Below are 16,681 nucleotides of genomic sequence, written 5' to 3'. Positions count from 1 at the left end.
GCGCGCCCGATCGCGCACATCTGCTGCTCGCCGCCCGACGTGTAGCCGGCCATCGCAGAGCGCCGCTGCCGGAGCCGCGGGAAGGTCTCGTAGATGATGTCGAGGTCGCGCCGTATCGCGGCGTTGCCGTCGCGCCGCGTGAACGCGCCCGTGAGCAGGTTCTCCTCGATCGTGAGGTGGCCGAAACAGTGGCGGCCCTCGAGCACCTGGATGCAGCCGCGACGCACGACCTCGGTCGGCGAGAGCCGGTCGACCCGCTCGCCCGAAAAGGTGATCGAGCCTTTCGTGACGTCGCCCCGTTCTGCCCGAAGGAGGTTCGAGATCGCCTTCAGCGTCGTGGTCTTGCCCGCGCCGTTCGCCCCGAGTAGGGCGACGATGCCGCCCTGCGGCACCGTGAGCGAGACGCCTTTCAGGACCAGGATGACGTGGTCGTAGACCACCTCGATGTTGTTGACCGACAGGATGGTGTCGGTCGCGGGGACGGGCGCGATGGCTGCCAACCCGCTCATGCCGGGGAAGACCGGCACCCAGCCCCGACCGTCCTGCTGGGTCCCGGCTTGCGCCGGGGTGAGCGGGAACGAGGCATGGCCTTCACGTAGCGCCTCACGACCTCTTGTCGCAGGCCTCGGCGCGCTTCGGCCAGCCCGAATTCTTTTCCTCGTAATCCTTCGCGGCCGCGTCCTGGAGCGGCTGCACCTTTTCCGTCAGGGGGGTGATCGGCTCGGTCACTTTCACGTATTTCTGGCCGTCGAATTCCTGGATGAAGGCGGCCTTGTGCCCGTTATGGTCGCTGCAGCTGAGCTTGATCGGATCCGCGAAACCCTCGAATCCGAGTTCCTTCAGGCGCGCCGCCGAAAGGTCCATGCCCTCGAGGCCACGCCGCACGTCCTCGCCCGTGACCATCTTCTTGCCGGTGATCTTCTGCGCCTGCGCGATCCCCTCGGCGATGAGCAGCGAGTTGTAGACGCCTCGGTTGTAAAGGACCTCGCCGACACTCTCCTTCGGTGTCTGGCTCCCGGCCTTGCCGATCACATGCTTCTGGATGTCCCGGATCGCCGGAAAGTCGGCGCTCGCGGCGTGCCAGTTCAGCGTCTTGAAGCCCTTCGCCCCGGCGCCGGCTCCCCGCGCGTCCTCCTCGGACGGCCACCAGACCGAGATGAACTTCGCCATGTTGTAATTGACCTTCACGGCCTCCTTGATGGCGGTCGGGTTCAGCGCCCCCCAGCCGTACATCACCATGTAGTCGGGCCGGTCACGGCGGACGCCGAGCCATTGCGACGACTGGTTCTGCATCTCGGTCGCGGCGACCGGGTACATCTTCAATTCTAAGCCGTAATCCTTGGCCAGCGTCTCGAGCAGCGGGATCGGCTCCTTGCCGAAGCCGGCATCGAGATAGATGTAGCCGATCTTCTTGCCCTTGAGCTTGTCGAGCCCGCCCTCCTGGCTGGCGATATACTTGATGATCATCGACGCGCCGTCCCAATAGGTGTTGGGCGGGTTGAAGATCCAGGGGAAGCGGGTGCCGTCGGCGGAGGCGGACAGGCCGTAGGCCATCGACAGGACCGGGATCTTGTCGACGGCGGCCTTCGGGATCAGCGGCAGCGTGATGCCGGTCGACCAGGGATTGACCATGACGGGCTTCTTGCCCTTCACGGCCTCGTAGCATTCGACGCCCTTCTTGGTGTCGTAGCCGGTCTCGCATTCCTCGATGATCAGCTTGACGCCGCCGATACCGCCATCACGCTCGTTCAGCATGGTGAGGTAGTCGCGCATGCCGTTCGCGATATGCGTGCCGGAGCCGGAGAACGGGCCGGTGCGATACGTGAAAAGGGGAACGTAGATCCCCTCCTGTGCCGGGGCCGGGACAGAGCCTGCGGCGAGCGCGGCGGCCACGACGCCGAGGGCGAGGGCACGTTTCAGCATCAGATCCTCCCGGATATTCATCTGGCCGCTTGGGGCCTTATGCTTCCTCTGCCGCAGTTTCCCGACGAGGTCACGTCGGCGGAGCGCCCGACTTTAGTCGACGCCGCTCAATAGGGGAACGGCCAGACCCTGAGCTTCTGCTTCGCCGTCTGCCACAATCGCGCCAGCCCATGCGGCTCGGCGATCAGGAACACGATGATGAGCGCGCCCACGATCATGAAGGTCAGATGCTCCACGGAAGAGGGCTGGATGTGGATCCCGATCGCGGGGAGAAACGACTTGAGGGCGATCGGCAGAAGGTAGATCAGGCCGGCGCCCAGGAAGGAGCCGAGGAGCGAGCCGAGCCCGCCGATGATCACCATGAACAGGATGGTGAAGGACAGGTTGATCGAGAACACGTCCGGCTCGGCCGAACCGTACCAGAGGAAGACGAGGAGCGCGCCGGCCACGCCGCAGATGTAGGACGAGACCGCGAAGGCGAGGAGCTTCGTCGGCAGGAGCCGGATGCCGATGAGCTCGGCCGCGATGTCCATGTCCCGGACGGCCATCCACATCCGGCCGATCCGGCCGTGCACCACGTTCGAGACGAGGAGCGTGAGGAGCGACACGATCGCGAGCACCACGAGGTAGCGCAGGGACGGGGAGGCGTTCGGTCCCGTGATGGCCATGCCGAAGGCGGTGCGGGTCGGCACCTCGATCGCGCCCGACACGTTGTTGTTGTAGAGCCAGGGCACACGCTGGAAGGCCCAGGACAGGAAGAACTGCGCGGCCAGCGTCGCGACCGCGAGGTAGAAGCCCTTGATCCGGAGGCTCGGCAGTCCGAAGACGAGACCGACGAGGCTCGAGAACAGCCCCGAGGCGAAGATCCAGACGATGATGTTCACGTCGGGATAGAAGGTCGTCAGCTTGTAGCAGGCATAGGCCCCGACGCCCATGAAGCCCGCCGTGCCGAGCGACAGAAGCCCCGTATAGCCGACCAGAATGTTGAGCCCCGTCGCCGCGAGCGCGTAGATCAGGAACGGGATCAAGACGACGTTGAAGAGGTAGGCGCTGCCTGTCAGCGGCAGGACCACGAAGGCCACGAACAGGATGATGGCCATCCCGATCCGGTCTTCCCGGAGCGGAAACACGGCCATGTCGGCCGCGTAGGCGGTCTTGAACTGTCCGGCATCGCGGTAGAACACCTGCTGTCGCTCCCGGGCGCCGCGGCCACGCCCCCTCGTCTGCCACGTGCGAGCTTTGCCGCCCAGCCCGCCCGAGGGTCAACCGCGACTTGAGGCGGAGCCGGCCCGGCCTATGCTACGGATCTCCACGCCCACATTCACCGTCACCGAGGCCCCATGCTGCTCGAGACCGATCCCGCCCGCGCCTTCGTTCCCTACCCGCCGGCCAAGGTGGCCGGGGTCGAAACGGGGCCTCTCGCGGGCCTCACCTTCGCGGCCAAGGACCTCTACAACGTCGCGGGCTACCCGACGGGCGGCGGGTCGCCGGCCTTGCTCGCGCTGTCCGGGATCAAGACCCGGAACGCAAAGGCGGTGCAGATGCTGCTCGATGCGGGAGCCCGCTTCGTCGGCAAAACGGTGACGGACGAGTTCGCCTTCTCGATGAACGGCAAGAACGCGCATTTCGGCACGCCCGTGAATGGCGGCGCGCCCGACAGGATCCCGGGCGGCTCATCCTCGGGGTCAGCCTCCGCCGTGTCGAATGGGTTGTGCAACACGGCGCTCGGCTCGGACACGGGCGGATCGGTCAGGGCGCCGGGGTCGCATTGCGGGCTCTACGGCATCCGGCCGAGCCATGGCCGGATCAGCCTGGACGGCTGCCTCGACCTCGCCCCCTCCTTTGATACCTGCGGGTTCTTCGCCCGCACGCCCGACGCGTTCTCGCGGGTCGCCGAGGTGATGCTCGGTCCGGACCCGCAGCCGCTTCCCGAACGGCCCCGCCTCATCCTCGCCGCCGACATCTTCGCGATGTTGGACACCGAGGTCCGGGCGGTGCTGGCCCCTATCGTGAAGCGGATCGAGGGCCTGTTCGGCGAGGCCCGGCTGGTCGAGTCTGCACGGGGGGGCTTCGAGCCGCTCTATTGGGCCTTCCGACGCCTACAGGGTCGTGAGGCCTGGATCACGGACGGGCCCGTCATCGAGCGCTACCGGATGCCGCTCGGGACCGGGGTCGCCGAACGCTTCGCCTATAGCCGCGACGTTACGGATCACGAGGTCGCGGACGCGGAGCTTGTCCGGACGGCATATCGGTCCGAGATGCAGGACCTGCTCGGCTCGGACGGACTGATGATCCTGCCGACGATGCCGGACGTCGCGCCGCTCCTCACCTCCAGCGAAGACGAACTCGAGAGCTACCGCAACAAGGCCATCAACATGCTGTGCCTGTCCGGCCTCTCCGGCGTGCCCCAGATCACGATGCCGCTGGCCTCCCGGCTCGGCGCGCCCCTCGGCATCTCGATCGTCGGACCGGCCGGCTCGGACCTCAGCCTGGTCCGGCTCGCGACACGCATCGCGTCGGCCTGCTGAGGCGGCCTTCGACGGACGGAACGGACGCCGGGAGCCAGAGTTCGATCCCGGTGCAGGACCGGGCGGTCCGGGAGGGTCTCAGAACCATGACGGTGCGGGTCTTTCCGGAGCGGCCGCGGGTCGCCGTCGCTGCGAACTGCATCCTGGGCGAAGGACCGATCTGGGACCCGCGCTCGGCGACCCTCTATTGGGTCGACATCGACGGCGGGGCGCTCTGGTCGTGGCAGCCGGACGGCGAGGCCGAGGCGCAACGGCGCCTGGTCGGCGAGCGGGTCGGCTTCGTTCTCCTCACACCCGATCCGGACCAACTGGTCTTGGGCCTGAAAACGGGCCTGGCCCGCCTCCGTGTCTCGGGGGGCGCGCCAGAGATGATCCTCAGCCCCGAACCCGATCTCCCGGGCAACCGCCTGAACGACGCCGGAGTGGGGCCGGACGGCTCGGTCTATCTCGGCACGATGAACGATACCGAGCGGATGCCGACCGGATCCTTCTATTATTGGTCGGAGCGGGGCCTTTCCCGCTTCGGCGGACATGCGATCGTGACCAACGGGCCGACGGTCGATCCTGTCCGCGGCGTCCTCTATGCCGCGAATACCTCGGAGGGGCATGTCTACCGGCACGCGATCGGGCCTGACGGCAGGCCGGGTCCGGCCGAGGATTTCGTGACGTTCCGGCCGGGGGACGGACATCCGGACGGGATCACGGTCGACGCGGAGTCCCATGTCTGGATCTGCCATTTCGGGGGCAGCCGCATCACGCGTTTTTCGCCGGAGGGCGAGCCCGTCCTGATCGTGCCGGTGCCGACCGCCCAGGTGACCAAACTGGCCTTCGGAGGCCCGGATCTCGCGACCGCCTATGTGACGACCGCGGCGCGGGACCGCGACCGCGAGACCGACCCCATGGCGGGCGACCTCTTCGTCTTCGAGCCCGGCATTCGGGGAATCGCGGCGGAACCCGTCCGGGTCGGACTGCGATGAGCGTCCGGCCCTTCGGCCGGGCGGGCGACCAGGAGGTCGTCGAGGTCACGCTCGCGGCTGACGGGATCGAGGCGAAGATCATCACCTGGGGCGCGGTCCTGCGCGACCTCTCCGTGCCCGGGAGAGCGGCGCGACAACGGGCCGTCCTCGGCTGGAACCGGCTCGAGGATTACGTGGCCTCGCCGGCGAATTTCGGCGCGGTCGTCGGGCGTTACGCGAACCGCATCGGGCAGGCCCGCTTCCGGCTCGGCGGCCGCGAGTTCATCCTCGTGCCGAACGAGAACGGCCACGCATTGCACGGCGGCCCCGCTGGCTTCGGGCGGCGGGTCTGGTCGCTCGTGTCGCACGATACGCGGCGGGCACATCTGGCGCTCGTCTCGGAGGCCGGGGACATGGGATATCCTGGCCGGCTGCATGTCTTCGCGACCTACGAAATCGCCGCGCCCGCGATCTTGCGGCTCTCGCTTCAGGCCTTCGCCGACGAGCCGACGCCCGTGAACCTCACGAGCCACACCTATTTCAACCTCGACGGCTCGCCGGATGCCCGGGATCACCGACTGGAACTGGCGGCCGACTTCTTCCTGCGGACCGATGCCGAACTGATTCCGACGGGCGAGGTCGCCTCGGTGGCCGGAACGCCGTTCGACTTTCGCCGAGAGCGGCCGATCCGGCATCCCGGCCCCGCCTTCGACCTCGACGCTCTTCTGGTGATCCGGCGCGAGCGGGCCGCCGAGGCGTTTCTGGCCAAGGCCGCCAGACTGTCGTCGCCCGTGTCCGGCGTCGCCATGGATCTCTGGACCACGGAGATCGGCCTGCAGGTCTATGACGGCAACCAGATCAGCGACGTCGCGTCAGGTCTCGATCACCAACCCTACAGACGCAATGCCGGGATCGCGCTCGAGACGCAGCGTTTCCCGAATGCTCCGAATCATGCCCATTTTCCGGCCTGTACCCTGAGGACGGGTGAGGTCTCCCGCCAGGTAACGGAGTGGCGGTTCTCGCTCGCTGGGCCGTGACCCCCACGGTGTGTGCCGCCGCACGGTCGCCGGCTTTGCCAAATGCAACAACCATCCCCGAAGGTCCGTGAGAGGCCTCGGAGAGCAGGATGCGTGGTCTCGTCAAGATCGCCTGTCTGAGTGCAGCACTGGCGGTCGCGCTGGTCACGGCGACGGAGAACCGGGATCCGCCCGGCGGGCGCCGGTCGTCGAAGGGTGATCGCCTCGACGTCAATAAGCCGGTCGACGGCAGGAAAGCGTCCCGGCCGAAGTGGACGGTCTTCGCGGCAGGGAGCCCGGACGCAGAGTTCCAGCCGGGCCGGGTCGCTGTTACGGCCGAGGGCCGGGACGTGGAGCGGTTCCTGGCTGTACCCGGGCGAATGCCTGATCCGCTTTGAAACAATGCACGACATCATGCCGAAATCGTTTTTGAACCATTCCTAAGAAGCGGCGTTTCTCCTGTCAGTGCCGCCCCCTTGTTCGGGAGCCCGTGATGCCTCACCTCGACGCCAATGCTCTCCTGACCGACGCCGAAGGTATGGACTTCTTGCGGGACGTCCTGGAGGTTCCGGCTGCTGCGCCTCTCAACTGGAAGGCATTCGAGGTCCGGCCCAGCGGTTCCGCCCATTCAATGGGCTTCGAGCCTCAGCCGGCGCGCCTGCGTGAATTCTGCTGGGAACACGAGGCGGCCTGACTCAGGTCGGCGAACGGTCGATTGCCAAGCGGCCTAGACCCCGAGATACGCCTTTCTGACATCCGTGTGGTCCAGGATCTCCTGAGCGGACCCCGAGATGACGACGCGGCCGGTTTGTAGCACGTAGCCCCGGTCGGCGATGGCCAGGACCTCGGAGAGGCGCTGCTCGACGATGAGGATTGTGGTCCCGGCGGCCCGGATGGTCACCACCGCGTCGAAGATTTCGTCAACGAGTTTTGGCGCGATACCCTGTGATGGCTCGTCGAGCATGAGCAGGCGAGGGCGGGTCATCAGGGCCCGGGAGATCGCCAGCATCTGCTGCTCGCCCCCAGACAGGGTCTCGGCCCGCTGTTGAAGCCGTTCCTCGAGGCGCGGAAACAGCCGGAAGACACGTTCAAGCGGCTCGTGGCGGTCGGCTTGGCCTCGGAACAGATATGAACCGAGCCGAAGGTTGTCGCGGACCGACAGGCGCGGGAAGAGCCGCCGGTTCTCCGGGACGTAGGCGATGCCGGCCTTCGTGATGAGGTGACCGGGGCGTGTCTCGATCCGCTCCCCGTCGAAGCTGATCGAACCGGAGCGCGAGCGCTCCGCGCCGGCGATGGATTTCAACAAGGTCGACTTGCCGGCGCCGTTCGCGCCGGCCACCGCCACGATCTCGCCCTCGGCCACATCCAACGAGATACCCTGGATCGCGACGAGGCCCTGATAGGCCGTCGTCAGGTCACGGACTTCAAGCAGCACGGCGACGGTCCCCGAGATAGGCCGAGATCACGCCCGGATCGACGGCGACCTCGGCCGGTTTGCCATGGGCGAGTTCGCGGCCGAGATGGAGGACGAAGGCCCGGTCGACGAGCGGCATGACGATCTCCATCACGTGCTCGACCATCAACACCGTCACGCCGGTCTCCCGCACGCGGCGGACGAGTTCGACGCCACGCTGGGCCTCGGTCGGGGTGAGGCCGGTCATCACCTCGTCGAGGAGAAGCAGTTTGGGCTCCGTGGCGAGGGCGCGCGCCACCTCGAGCCTCCGCTTCTCCGGGGGAGTCAGGTCGCCCGCCGGCGCTCCGGCACGCGACGCGAGCCCGGCGAAGTCGAGTATCTCGGCAGCTTTGGCCCGGGCCCGCCCGGCCTGCGGATGCCGAACGAGCGCGCCGACCACGACATTGTCGAGCACGCTCATCGAATCGAAGCCCTTCACGACCTGGAAGGTGCGGGCGATGCCGCGCCGGCAGCGGTCCGGGGCCGAGAGGCCGGTGATGTCCTCGCCTTCGAAGCGGATCGTCCCGGAGGAGACCGGGATCGCTCCCGCAATAAGATTGAACAGGGTCGATTTCCCGGCCCCGTTCGGGCCGATCAGCCCGACGATCTCGCCGGCGCCGACCGCCAACGAGACCTCACTCACTGCCGTGAGGCCGCCGAAGCGGCGGGAGACCGTCTCGATGGACAGGAGGGGAGGGATCGCTTCGCTCCTCACGCTCGGGGCGCCCGGCTGCGGGAGAACAGGCTGACGAGGCCCTGAGGCCGGGCGAGAGCGATCACCATGATGAGGAGTCCGTAGACGATGAGGTCAATGCCCCGACCGGAGCCGCCGAGATAGGAGCGTGTGACCTCGGTCATCGGGATCAGGATGGCGGCCCCGAGGGCCGGTCCCCAGAGGGTGCCGATGCCGCCGAGGACGGCCGGGAGCGCCATCAGCAGCGAGAATTGGAAGGCCATCACGCTCTCGGGGTCGATATAGGAGACGAAGGCCGCGTAGAAAGAACCACCGACGGCGGTGAAGAAGGCCGAGACGGCGGACGCGGCCATCTTCGACTTGAAGATCATCACGCCAAGGCTCTGGGCTGCGTCCGCATTGTCCTTCACGGCCCGCCACCAATAGCCCCAGCGCGATCCCTCGATCACGAAGGTGACGAGCCAGGTCACGGCGAAGAGGCCGAGCGCGAAATAGATATAAGGCAGCTTGCTGCGTCCGAACTGGAAGCTCGCCCAGGAATCGCCGGTGAACGGCCATTGGATGCCGGTCGCGGCCCCGGCCCAGTCCCAGTTGTGAACGAGGAGCAGCCCCGCCTCCGCGATCACGATGGTCGCGATCGTGAAGTAATGGCCGGCCAGCCGAAACAGCTGATAGCCGAGCGCTAGCGCGATCACGGCTGCGATCAGCCCGCCGGCCACCATGCCGAACCAGGGCAGGATGCCGAGCTTCGTATAGAGGAGCGAGGTCGTGTAGGCGCCGATGCCGAAATACAGGGCGTGACCGAGCGAGATCTGCCCGCAATAGCCGCCGAGGATGTTCCAGCTCTGCGACAGCGCGGCGTACATCAGGGTGAGGACGATGACGTTCTGCGTGTAGACGTCCTTCACGAAGAACGGCAGGCTCGCGACCGCCACCAGGACAGCCGCGAAGAGGAAGAGTTCGGACCGTCTGCGCCGATCATGGGCGGAGGTGGTCTCGACGAGCGGACGGGGCAGGGCAGGGGCCGCCATCAGAGCGACCCGAACAGGCCGCGGGGCCGCACGAACACGACGGCGAGATACATCGCGTAGATCCCGACCGACTTCAGCGAGGGGGGCAGGACGAGAGCCGTCGCGGCCTCGACGAGCCCGACCAGGATCCCGGCCGCGAGCGCGCCGAAGACGCTGCCGAAGCCGCCGAGTGCCACCGTCACATAGGCGATGAGCGCGAATGGGGCGCCGACATCCGGGTGGATGTAGTAGAAGATCGCGAGCACGGCGCCGGCAAGGCCGACGAGCGCCGCCCCGAGCCCCCAGCCGAGCGTGAAGACGCGGTTCTTGTCGATGCCGACGAGGGCGACGGCTCCCGCATCTTCCCGGGTGGCCTCGAGCGCCTTGCCGAAATCGGTCCGGGAGATCAGCAGCCAGAGGCCGACGAAGGCCGCGACCGAGATCAGGCCGCCGACGAGTTGCGGCAAGGGCAGGAACACCCCGCCGAACGACACCGTCTTGCCGCCGAGGAGGCTGGACGGGACGATCCGGTAATCGGCGGTGAAGAGGAGCTGGGCGACGCCGCGGATGACGACGGCCAGCCCGAAGGTCGCGAAGACCTGGACCATGCCGATATTGGTCTTCGCCCGCATCGCGTATTGTACGACGCCGAGATAGGCCGTCGCCCCGACGACGAAGAGCGCGGCGACCACGAGGGGCGCCAGGAAGAGCGGATCGATCGCGAGGAGGAGAACCGCCCCGAAGGTCGCGTACATGGCGAGCATCAGGAACTCGCCATGGGCGAAGTTCACCACGTCCATCAGCCCGAAGATGAGCGACAGCCCGACCGCGATGAGCGCGTAGATCAGGCCCATGAGGAGGCCCGAGGCGAGCACCTGGATGACGATTTCGATGGTCATGGGAACAGGGTCCGCCTCGCCCCGCAAAGCGGGGAGAGGTCGAGTCGCACGTCAGTGCGACCGGGTGAGGGGCAAGGAAGCCCAACGCTCACGGGGAGTCTCATTCGCCCCTCATCCGGTTGCGCTGACGCGCAACTCGACGTCTCCCCGTCTCGGACGGGGAGAAGCAGGCCACCGATGCCTTCACGCCTTGCCCATCGGCCAAACGGCCTGCGCCACGGCGGCCTGTTCCGGGAACACGGTCAGGAACTTCGCGTCCTTGTATTGCAGCAGCACCGGGTCGGCGTCGTTGTTCTGACCGTTCTCGTCGAACTTGACCCGCTTCCAGGGCATGATCGTGCGCTCGCCGGAGATATCCGTCTGCGCCAGCGCGTCCCGGACCTTGGTGCCGTCGGTCGATTTGGCGCGGTCGATCGCGTCGGCGAGGATGAGGAGCGCCATGAATTCGCGCGCGGTGTTGTCGTTCAGGTCCTTGTTCGACTTCGACTTGAACATCGCGTTGACCTTGCCAACAAGCGGGCGTTTCGCCGCGAGGTCGAGCGAGAAGGAGCCGCGCGTGATCACGTTCTCGATCTGCTTGCCGACGGCGTCGTAGAGGGCCTGTTCGGAGAAGCCGGCCGCCTGGCAGAGCATGGCTTTGGGCTTGTAGCCGAGTTCGCTCATCGTCTTCACGAGCAGGATGCCGTCGGTCGTGTAGCTCGACGGCATCAGCACGTCGGCGTTGCCGGCCTTCAGCTGCTGCACCTCGGCGGTCAGGGAGGGGGTGTTCGCCCGGTACTTGATGTCCGAGACGAGCTTGTAGCCGCGTTCTCCGGCCAGCTTGCGTTGCACGTTCGACGAGTCGGTTCCGAAGATCGTGTCCTCGTAGAACAGGGCGAGCGTGTCGATCTTCTCGCCCTTCTTTCGAAGTGCGTCGAGGAAGTCGAACATGACGATCGAAAACATCTCGTCATGAGCGGCCGCCCGGAAAAAGTATTTGAGGCCGCGGCGATGCAGGCTCGGCGAGGAATTGTCCGCCGACATGAACGGCACGCCGTAGCGTTCGGCGGTCTGGCTGATCGTGGCCGCGACGGAGCTCTGGTAGCTGCCGATCAGGGCCGTGACCTTCTCCTGCGTGATGAGCCGTTCGGCCTCGGCCCGGCCCTTCTGAGGGTCGCCCTGGTGGTCGGCGAAGATCAGCCGGATCTTGGCGCCGCCGAGCCCCGACAGGCCGGCATCCTTGGCCAGCGGCAGGTCCATATCGGCCTGGGCGTTGTTGATGATCTCCACCGCCGTCTCGAAGGCGGTCTTGGCGTCGACGCCGATCTGCGCGCTCGCGCCGGATAGCGGGTAGAGCGCGCCGATCACGACTTCCTTGGTGGCCTGGGCGCGTGCCGCGCCGGACAGCGATGCAGCGGCAATCGCGGTAGCTTGGACAAACCTCCGACGTGACAGCATGGAATTCCCCTCTCCTGGACGCGTCCCGCACGTCCGTGCGGCGGGTTCGTCCTTCATTTCAACAGCCTCTGCACGCAATGCCAAGGCCTGCCGCATCGGCTCTCCAGAGACGAATGGCTCGGCTTTGTCAGGATCATGCTTCCCGGTGAACGGGCTATGCAAGAGCGGGGCCGAGCCACACCCGAGCCGACATGCCACGAGGTTGTGACGTGGATCGGCGGAACTGGCGTCCGCAGCCTGCGTTCCCGGCGCGATGCTTCCCTACACCATCGTGCTCGCTGGGCTTGGCGCGCTCATCCTGCTGACCGCCTGGCTCCCGATGGTGCTCCGTCGGATGCCGCTGTCCCTGCCGATCTTCTGCATCGCGGCGGGAGCCGGGCTCTCGTTCCTGCCGGGCGTGCCGCGGCTCACGCTCTCGACGCCGTTTGAACTGGCCCTCGTGGAGCGGGCGTCTGAATTCGTCGTGATCATCGCCCTCATGGGAGCCGGGCTGAAGCTCGATCGCCAGGTGGGCTGGGGGCGATGGATCCTGACGTGGCGCCTCCTCGGGATCGCGATGCCGCTCACCATCGCGGCGCTCGCCGTTGTCGGCTGGAGCATGCTGGGGCTCGGCGTTGCGAGTGCATTGCTTCTCGCTGCCGCCTTGGCGCCGACCGACCCGGTTCTGGCGAGCGACGTTCAGGTCGGCCCACCGAGCGAGGGAGGCGAAGACGAAACCCGCTTCGCGCTGACCTCCGAGGCCGGCCTCAATGACGGCCTGTCATTTCCGTTCGTGCTGCTGGCCATCGGTCTGGCGACGGAAGGTTGGGGCCCTCGGCAGTTCGGGGAATGGGCGCTCGTCGCCGTGGCCTGGAAGCTGTCGGCCGGGGTCGCCATCGGTTTCATCGTCGGACGCGCTCTCGGATGGCTGACATTTCACCTCCCGGTTCGCTCGCGCCTCTCGCGCTCCGGGGCCGGCTTCGTCGCGCTCGGCATCACCTGTTTCGCCTATGGCGTGACGGAACTGGCCCATGGCTACGGGTTCCTGGCCGTCTTCGTCTCCGCGCTGGCGCTGCGGGGAACCGAGCGTGATCACGACTTCCATCGCAAGCTGCACGACTTCATGGAGGAACTCGAGCGGTTGCTCATGATGGTGTTGCTCGTGATGCTCGGAGCGGCAGTCGCGGCGGGTGGCCTTCTCGCCGGACTGACTTTCGGCGGTGTCGTGTTCGCGCTGCTCGCGATCTTCGTCGTGCGGCCGGTGACGGGCTGGTTGAGCCTCGTCGGCTCGGGACGGCCCTGGAGCGAACGGGCCGTGATCAGCTTCTTCGGGATCCGCGGTCTCGGGACGATCTATTATCTCGCCTATGCGCTCGGGCATGCGTCGTTCGCGAATCCCGGCCTGATCCTGGCAACGGCGAGCGTCACGATCCTGCTGTCGGTTCTGCTGCACGGCGTGACCGTGACACCCATCCTCGCCATGCTCGATCGGCGGAGTGGGCGGGATACGGAGACCGCTCAGCTCGAGTTCAAGCTCGAGACCTAGGCGTCTCGGTTCGTCGGTCAGACGGAGACGGCAGACAACGCTTCCTCGAGATCCCGAAGCAGGTCGTCCGGGTGTTCGAGCCCGACCGAGAGGCGGACGAGACCCTCTCCGATCCCCATGGCGGTGCGCTCCTCGGGCTTGAAACGCTGATGCGTCGTCGTGGCCGGGTGGGTGACCAGGCTCTTCGCATCCCCGAGATTGTTCGAAATCAGGACGAGCCGGAGCGCGTTCAGGAACCGGAACGCGCCCGCCTTACCGCCCACGATCTCGATTGCGATCAGGTTCGAGGCCCCCGTCATCTGGCGTCGGACGAGCTCCGCCTGCGGATGATCCGGCCGGCCCGGATAGATCAGGCGCGCCACCCCCGGATGATCGGCGAGCCGGTCGGCGATCAGGCCGGCGCTGCGCGTCTGCCGCTCCACCCGGAGCGGCAGCGTCTCGAGGCTTTTCAGGAGAACCCAGGCATTGAACGGGGACATCGCCGGGCCGGTCTGCCGCAGGTAGGTCTGGACGTGCTTCTCGATGAAATCCTGTGACGACAGGATCACGCCCCCGAGGCAGCGGCCCTGCCCGTCGATATGCTTGGTGGCCGAATAGACGACGCAATCGGCCCCGAGTTCGAGGGGCCGCTGGTAGAGCGCCGTCGCGAAAACGTTGTCGACGACGAGTGTGGCGCCGGCCTGGCGGGCGATCCGGGCGACGCCTGCGATGTCGACGAGGTCGAGCGTCGGGTTTGCCGGGCTTTCCAGGAAGAAGGTCTTGGTCTCCGGCCGGACGGCCTTCTCCCAGGCCGCGAGATCGCGTCCGTCGACGAGGGTGGAGGCCACGCCGAATCTCGGCAGAAATTCCTCCACCACATAGCGGCAGGAGCCGAACAGCGCACGGGCGGCGACCACGTGGTCGCCGGCCCGGACCTGGCCCACCAGCGCCGCCGTCACCGCAGCCATTCCGGTCGCGGTCGCGCGAGCCGCCTCGGCCCTCTCGAGCGAGGCCATGCGGGCCTCGAACATGGCGACTGTCGGGTTCGAGAAGCGGGCATATTGATAGCCCGGATCATCGCCGGTGAATCGGCGTTCAGCCTGTTCGGCGCTCGCGTAGACATGCCCCTGAGTGAGGAAGAGGGCTTCCGAGGTTTCCCCGAATTCGGAGCGAAACGAGCCCTCGTGGACGAGCCGCGTCTCGAGATGGCGATCAGGTCGAGCGAGAGGGTCGGTCATGGTCGGAAGTTGTGGGCTGCCCGCGGATGCGCCAAGCTGCATGTCCCTGAGTCATACGATTGTTTAACAAACCGTCAAGCCATGCAGGCAGCGCAGGACAATGCTGCGGTGCAACGTATTGTTGCAAACTGGATCTGGATTATGTTGCATTGCAACACAACGGGAAACGCCCGCGTCACGTTCTCTGGAGAGAATCATGCCCGCGGTTTCTGCACAACTCAGCCATTTTCTGGCTCCCACCGAGCGCGCCGACAAGCGCCCTGGAGCTTTCGCCCGCTTCTTCACGCTGCTTCAGGAAGCCCGCATGCGGCAGGCCGAGCGTGAGGTCGCCCGCTTCATTGAGGGACGCGGCGGGCGGATCACGGACGCGCTCGAGCGTCAGATCGAGCGCCACTTCGTCTGAGACGCCGCTCCGTCAGGCTGCCGCGCGCTGCGCGTCGGCCTCGGGCGGTTCGAGCTTTAGCATCGCATCGACCTGACTTGCCGGAACGGGTGCGCCGAACAGGAAACCCTGTCCGGTCGTACAGCCCATTTCGGCAAGCCAGGCGGAGTTGTCGGTGCTCTCGATTCCTTCAGCCGTGGTGAGGATGCCGAGAGATCGTCCGAGGCCCAGGATGGCGCTGATGATCTTCGCGCTCTCCTCGTCTCCGCCGAGCGACTGCACGAAGGAGCGGTCGATCTTGATCTTGTCGAACCGCATCTCGCGCAGGTGATAGAGGCTGGAATAGCCGGTCCCGAAATCGTCGAGCGCCACCGAGACCCCGGCCGCCTGCAGCAGGCCAAGGGTCGTGCGGGCGACATCGAAATCGTCCGTGAGCGCGGTCTCGGTGATCTCGACCTCGAGCCGCTTCGCCGGGAAGCCCGTCTCCCGCAGGATGGCGAGCAGCCGCGGCGCGAGCAGCCCGTCCTTGAACTGGACGGGCGAGATGTTGATCGCGAGACCAAGATGGGCCGGCCAGGACCTCGCATCGAGGCAGGCCTGCCTTAGGAGAGCGTAGCACAGTTCCGTGACGAGGCCCGTATCCTCCGCGATCGGGATGAACACGTTAGGCGGAACGATGCCCCGTTCGGGATGATACCAGCGGGCAAGAACCTCGAAGCCGAGCAGCGTGTGCTCGGGCAAGGCAACCAGCGGCTGGTAATGCGGGCGGATGTCGCCGGCCGCGATCGCGCCCCGGAGCGACGATTCCAGTGACAGGCGGGCCTGCAACTCCTCGTCCATGGCCTGTTCGAAGAAGCGGTAGGTGCCACGTCCTTCGCGCTTGGCGCGGTACATGGCGATATCGGCAGACCGCAAGACCGCCTCCGCATCCGCGCCGTCTTGCGGGATGCAGGCAATCCCGAGCGTTGCCCCGACCGTGAGGTGCGAGTTCTGCCACGCGACGGCATCGGACAACCGATGGATCATCTGTTGGGCGAGACGCATGAGGTCGTCGTTCGAGGCGTCGCCCGGGAAAAAGGCCGCGAATTCATCGCCACCGAGCCGGGCCGCCATGGCGTCCCGGGGCAGCACTTCGCGCAGCCGGTCCGCAATCTCGCACAGGACCGCGTCCCCTGCCGCGTGACCGTAGACGTCGTTCACGGGCTTGAACCGGTCGAGGTCGATCAGGAACACCGCTCCTCTGGGCTTGCCGGCGATGTGGCTCGAAATGGTCTCAGCCAGCATGCGACGGTTCGGCAATCCGGTCAGGACGTCGCGGCGGGCGATCGACTGCGCCGCCGTCTCGGCGCTCCGTCGCGCCGTGATCTCGCGCCGCAGACGGACGGACTTCACGACGGACGCGATCGCGATCGCGAAGCTCATGAAAAATCCAAGGACGATGACGTTCGACAGCCCGTGTTCCAGGACGAAGCCCTGAAGCGCCGGAAAGACGTCGAGCGTACTGCCGATCAACCAGAGGCATTGTGCGATGCCGACCAGGCACAGCCCCTCGTAGAGCTCGCCCTTGTGCCAGCTGTCGGGTTCCTCCGCCTCGCCCGTCAGTCTCATGCCGTCACTCCGAACCGAAGGGCCCAAGGCATT

Annotated in this window: 17 protein-coding genes; 7 read left to right on the top strand and 10 right to left on the bottom strand. The window is 66.7% G+C overall.

Annotated features, from left to right (window positions below; genetic code table 11):
* The 3 genes from ACFE87_RS19140 to ACFE87_RS19130 form a co-directional block, all read right to left on the bottom strand.
* Positions 1-509, bottom strand: a 509-nt coding sequence (locus tag ACFE87_RS19140) for an ABC transporter ATP-binding protein (protein ID WP_375461250.1), incomplete at its 3' end; no start/stop codon positions are given.
* Positions 510-603: 94 nt separating this feature from the next.
* A complete protein-coding gene (locus ACFE87_RS19135; RefSeq protein WP_375461247.1) occupies positions 604-1,923 on the bottom strand; it encodes an ABC transporter substrate-binding protein in 1,320 nt (439 codons plus the stop codon).
* Between the two features lie 107 nt (positions 1,924-2,030).
* A complete protein-coding gene (locus ACFE87_RS19130) occupies positions 2,031-3,107 on the bottom strand; it encodes a branched-chain amino acid ABC transporter permease (RefSeq protein WP_375461246.1) in 1,077 nt (358 codons plus the stop codon).
* Positions 3,108-3,263: 156 nt separating this feature from the next.
* Here ACFE87_RS19130 and ACFE87_RS19125 point away from each other — a divergent pair, with 156 nt between their 5' ends.
* The 5 genes from ACFE87_RS19125 (at position 3,264) to ACFE87_RS19105 (ending at position 7,117) form a co-directional block, all read left to right on the top strand.
* The gene (locus ACFE87_RS19125; protein WP_375461245.1) at positions 3,264-4,451 is read left to right on the top strand and encodes an amidase; all 1,188 of its coding nucleotides are present in this window, start codon (positions 3,264-3,266) and stop codon (positions 4,449-4,451) included.
* 86 nt (positions 4,452-4,537) lie between these two features.
* A complete protein-coding gene (locus ACFE87_RS19120) occupies positions 4,538-5,428 on the top strand; it encodes an SMP-30/gluconolactonase/LRE family protein (RefSeq protein WP_375461244.1) in 891 nt (296 codons plus the stop codon).
* Entirely contained in the window at positions 5,425-6,444 is a 1,020-nt protein-coding gene (locus ACFE87_RS19115; RefSeq protein ID WP_375461243.1) for an aldose epimerase family protein, read from the top strand. Before ACFE87_RS19120 ends, ACFE87_RS19115 begins: the two co-directional genes overlap by 4 nt.
* A gap of 89 nt (positions 6,445-6,533) precedes the next feature.
* Positions 6,534-6,821, top strand: coding sequence for a hypothetical protein (locus tag ACFE87_RS19110; protein WP_375461242.1), 288 nt, complete (start codon positions 6,534-6,536; stop codon positions 6,819-6,821).
* A gap of 95 nt (positions 6,822-6,916) precedes the next feature.
* The gene (locus tag ACFE87_RS19105; protein WP_375461241.1) at positions 6,917-7,117 is read left to right on the top strand and encodes a hypothetical protein; all 201 of its coding nucleotides are present in this window, start codon (positions 6,917-6,919) and stop codon (positions 7,115-7,117) included.
* A gap of 33 nt (positions 7,118-7,150) precedes the next feature.
* Here the strand turns inward: ACFE87_RS19105 and ACFE87_RS19100 are convergent, their stop codons facing one another.
* The 5 genes from ACFE87_RS19100 to ACFE87_RS19080 all read right to left on the bottom strand — a co-directional run bounded on the left by ACFE87_RS19100 (position 7,151) and on the right by ACFE87_RS19080 (position 11,916).
* Positions 7,151-7,855, bottom strand: coding sequence for an ABC transporter ATP-binding protein (locus tag ACFE87_RS19100; protein WP_375461249.1), 705 nt, complete (start codon positions 7,853-7,855; stop codon positions 7,151-7,153).
* Entirely contained in the window at positions 7,848-8,576 is a 729-nt protein-coding gene (locus tag ACFE87_RS19095) for an ABC transporter ATP-binding protein (RefSeq protein WP_375461248.1), read from the bottom strand. The genes ACFE87_RS19100 and ACFE87_RS19095 overlap by 8 nt, the downstream gene beginning before the upstream one ends.
* Positions 8,577-8,587: 11 nt before the next feature.
* The gene (locus ACFE87_RS19090; RefSeq protein WP_375461240.1) at positions 8,588-9,601 is read right to left on the bottom strand and encodes a branched-chain amino acid ABC transporter permease; all 1,014 of its coding nucleotides are present in this window, start codon (positions 9,599-9,601) and stop codon (positions 8,588-8,590) included.
* The gene (locus ACFE87_RS19085) at positions 9,601-10,479 is read right to left on the bottom strand and encodes a branched-chain amino acid ABC transporter permease (protein WP_375461239.1); all 879 of its coding nucleotides are present in this window, start codon (positions 10,477-10,479) and stop codon (positions 9,601-9,603) included. The genes ACFE87_RS19090 and ACFE87_RS19085 overlap by 1 nt, the downstream gene beginning before the upstream one ends.
* 183 nt (positions 10,480-10,662) lie before the next feature.
* On the bottom strand, positions 10,663-11,916 hold the full coding sequence (locus tag ACFE87_RS19080; RefSeq protein ID WP_375461238.1) for an ABC transporter substrate-binding protein: 1,254 nt from the start codon (positions 11,914-11,916) through the stop codon (positions 10,663-10,665).
* Positions 11,917-12,169: 253 nt separating this feature from the next.
* On the opposite strand from ACFE87_RS19080, the gene ACFE87_RS19075 reads away from it, so the two are divergent.
* On the top strand, positions 12,170-13,441 hold the full coding sequence (locus ACFE87_RS19075; protein WP_375461237.1) for a cation:proton antiporter: 1,272 nt from the start codon (positions 12,170-12,172) through the stop codon (positions 13,439-13,441).
* 17 nt (positions 13,442-13,458) lie between these two features.
* Here the strand turns inward: ACFE87_RS19075 and ACFE87_RS19070 are convergent, their stop codons facing one another.
* Complete coding sequence (locus tag ACFE87_RS19070; protein ID WP_375461236.1) at positions 13,459-14,658, bottom strand: O-succinylhomoserine sulfhydrylase; 1,200 nt, start codon at positions 14,656-14,658, stop codon at positions 13,459-13,461.
* A 196-nt stretch (positions 14,659-14,854) separates the two neighbouring features.
* Here ACFE87_RS19070 and ACFE87_RS19065 point away from each other — a divergent pair, with 196 nt between their 5' ends.
* Complete coding sequence (locus ACFE87_RS19065) at positions 14,855-15,061, top strand: hypothetical protein (protein WP_375461235.1); 207 nt, start codon at positions 14,855-14,857, stop codon at positions 15,059-15,061.
* Positions 15,062-15,073: 12 nt separating this feature from the next.
* Here the strand turns inward: ACFE87_RS19065 and ACFE87_RS19060 are convergent, their stop codons facing one another.
* Positions 15,074-16,648 (bottom strand): putative bifunctional diguanylate cyclase/phosphodiesterase, encoded by a 1,575-nt coding sequence (locus ACFE87_RS19060; RefSeq protein ID WP_375461234.1) that lies wholly within the window; start codon positions 16,646-16,648, stop codon positions 15,074-15,076.
* Between the last annotated feature and the right edge of the window lie 33 nt (positions 16,649-16,681).

It is taken from the genome of uncultured Enterovirga sp. (genome assembly GCF_964242715.1).
Lineage (GTDB): Bacteria > Pseudomonadota > Alphaproteobacteria > Rhizobiales > Beijerinckiaceae > Enterovirga.
Note: the sequence above shows the minus strand (reverse complement) of the source record. Positions and strands in the feature narration are given on the sequence as shown.

What these genes read in the sequence shown, in the direction of transcription:
- ACFE87_RS19125 (WP_375461245.1), top strand. Translation starts at nt 3,264, where the DNA reads ATGCTGCTCGAGACCGATCCCGCCCGCGCCTTCGTTCCCTACCCGCCG.
- ACFE87_RS19090 (WP_375461240.1), bottom strand. Translation starts at nt 9,601, where the DNA reads ATGGCGGCCCCTGCCCTGCCCCGTCCGCTCGTCGAGACCACCTCCGCC.
- ACFE87_RS19070 (WP_375461236.1), bottom strand. Translation starts at nt 14,658, where the DNA reads ATGACCGACCCTCTCGCTCGACCTGATCGCCATCTCGAGACGCGGCTC.
- ACFE87_RS19060 (WP_375461234.1), bottom strand. Translation starts at nt 16,648, where the DNA reads ATGAGACTGACGGGCGAGGCGGAGGAACCCGACAGCTGGCACAAGGGC.
- ACFE87_RS19085 (WP_375461239.1), bottom strand. Translation starts at nt 10,479, where the DNA reads ATGACCATCGAAATCGTCATCCAGGTGCTCGCCTCGGGCCTCCTCATG.
- ACFE87_RS19120 (WP_375461244.1), top strand. Translation starts at nt 4,538, where the DNA reads ATGACGGTGCGGGTCTTTCCGGAGCGGCCGCGGGTCGCCGTCGCTGCG.
- ACFE87_RS19135 (WP_375461247.1), bottom strand. Translation starts at nt 1,923, where the DNA reads ATGCTGAAACGTGCCCTCGCCCTCGGCGTCGTGGCCGCCGCGCTCGCC.
- ACFE87_RS19075 (WP_375461237.1), top strand. Translation starts at nt 12,170, where the DNA reads ATGCTTCCCTACACCATCGTGCTCGCTGGGCTTGGCGCGCTCATCCTG.
- ACFE87_RS19115 (WP_375461243.1), top strand. Translation starts at nt 5,425, where the DNA reads ATGAGCGTCCGGCCCTTCGGCCGGGCGGGCGACCAGGAGGTCGTCGAG.
- ACFE87_RS19080 (WP_375461238.1), bottom strand. Translation starts at nt 11,916, where the DNA reads ATGCTGTCACGTCGGAGGTTTGTCCAAGCTACCGCGATTGCCGCTGCA.
- ACFE87_RS19110 (WP_375461242.1), top strand. Translation starts at nt 6,534, where the DNA reads ATGCGTGGTCTCGTCAAGATCGCCTGTCTGAGTGCAGCACTGGCGGTC.
- ACFE87_RS19105 (WP_375461241.1), top strand. Translation starts at nt 6,917, where the DNA reads ATGCCTCACCTCGACGCCAATGCTCTCCTGACCGACGCCGAAGGTATG.
- ACFE87_RS19065 (WP_375461235.1), top strand. Translation starts at nt 14,855, where the DNA reads ATGCCCGCGGTTTCTGCACAACTCAGCCATTTTCTGGCTCCCACCGAG.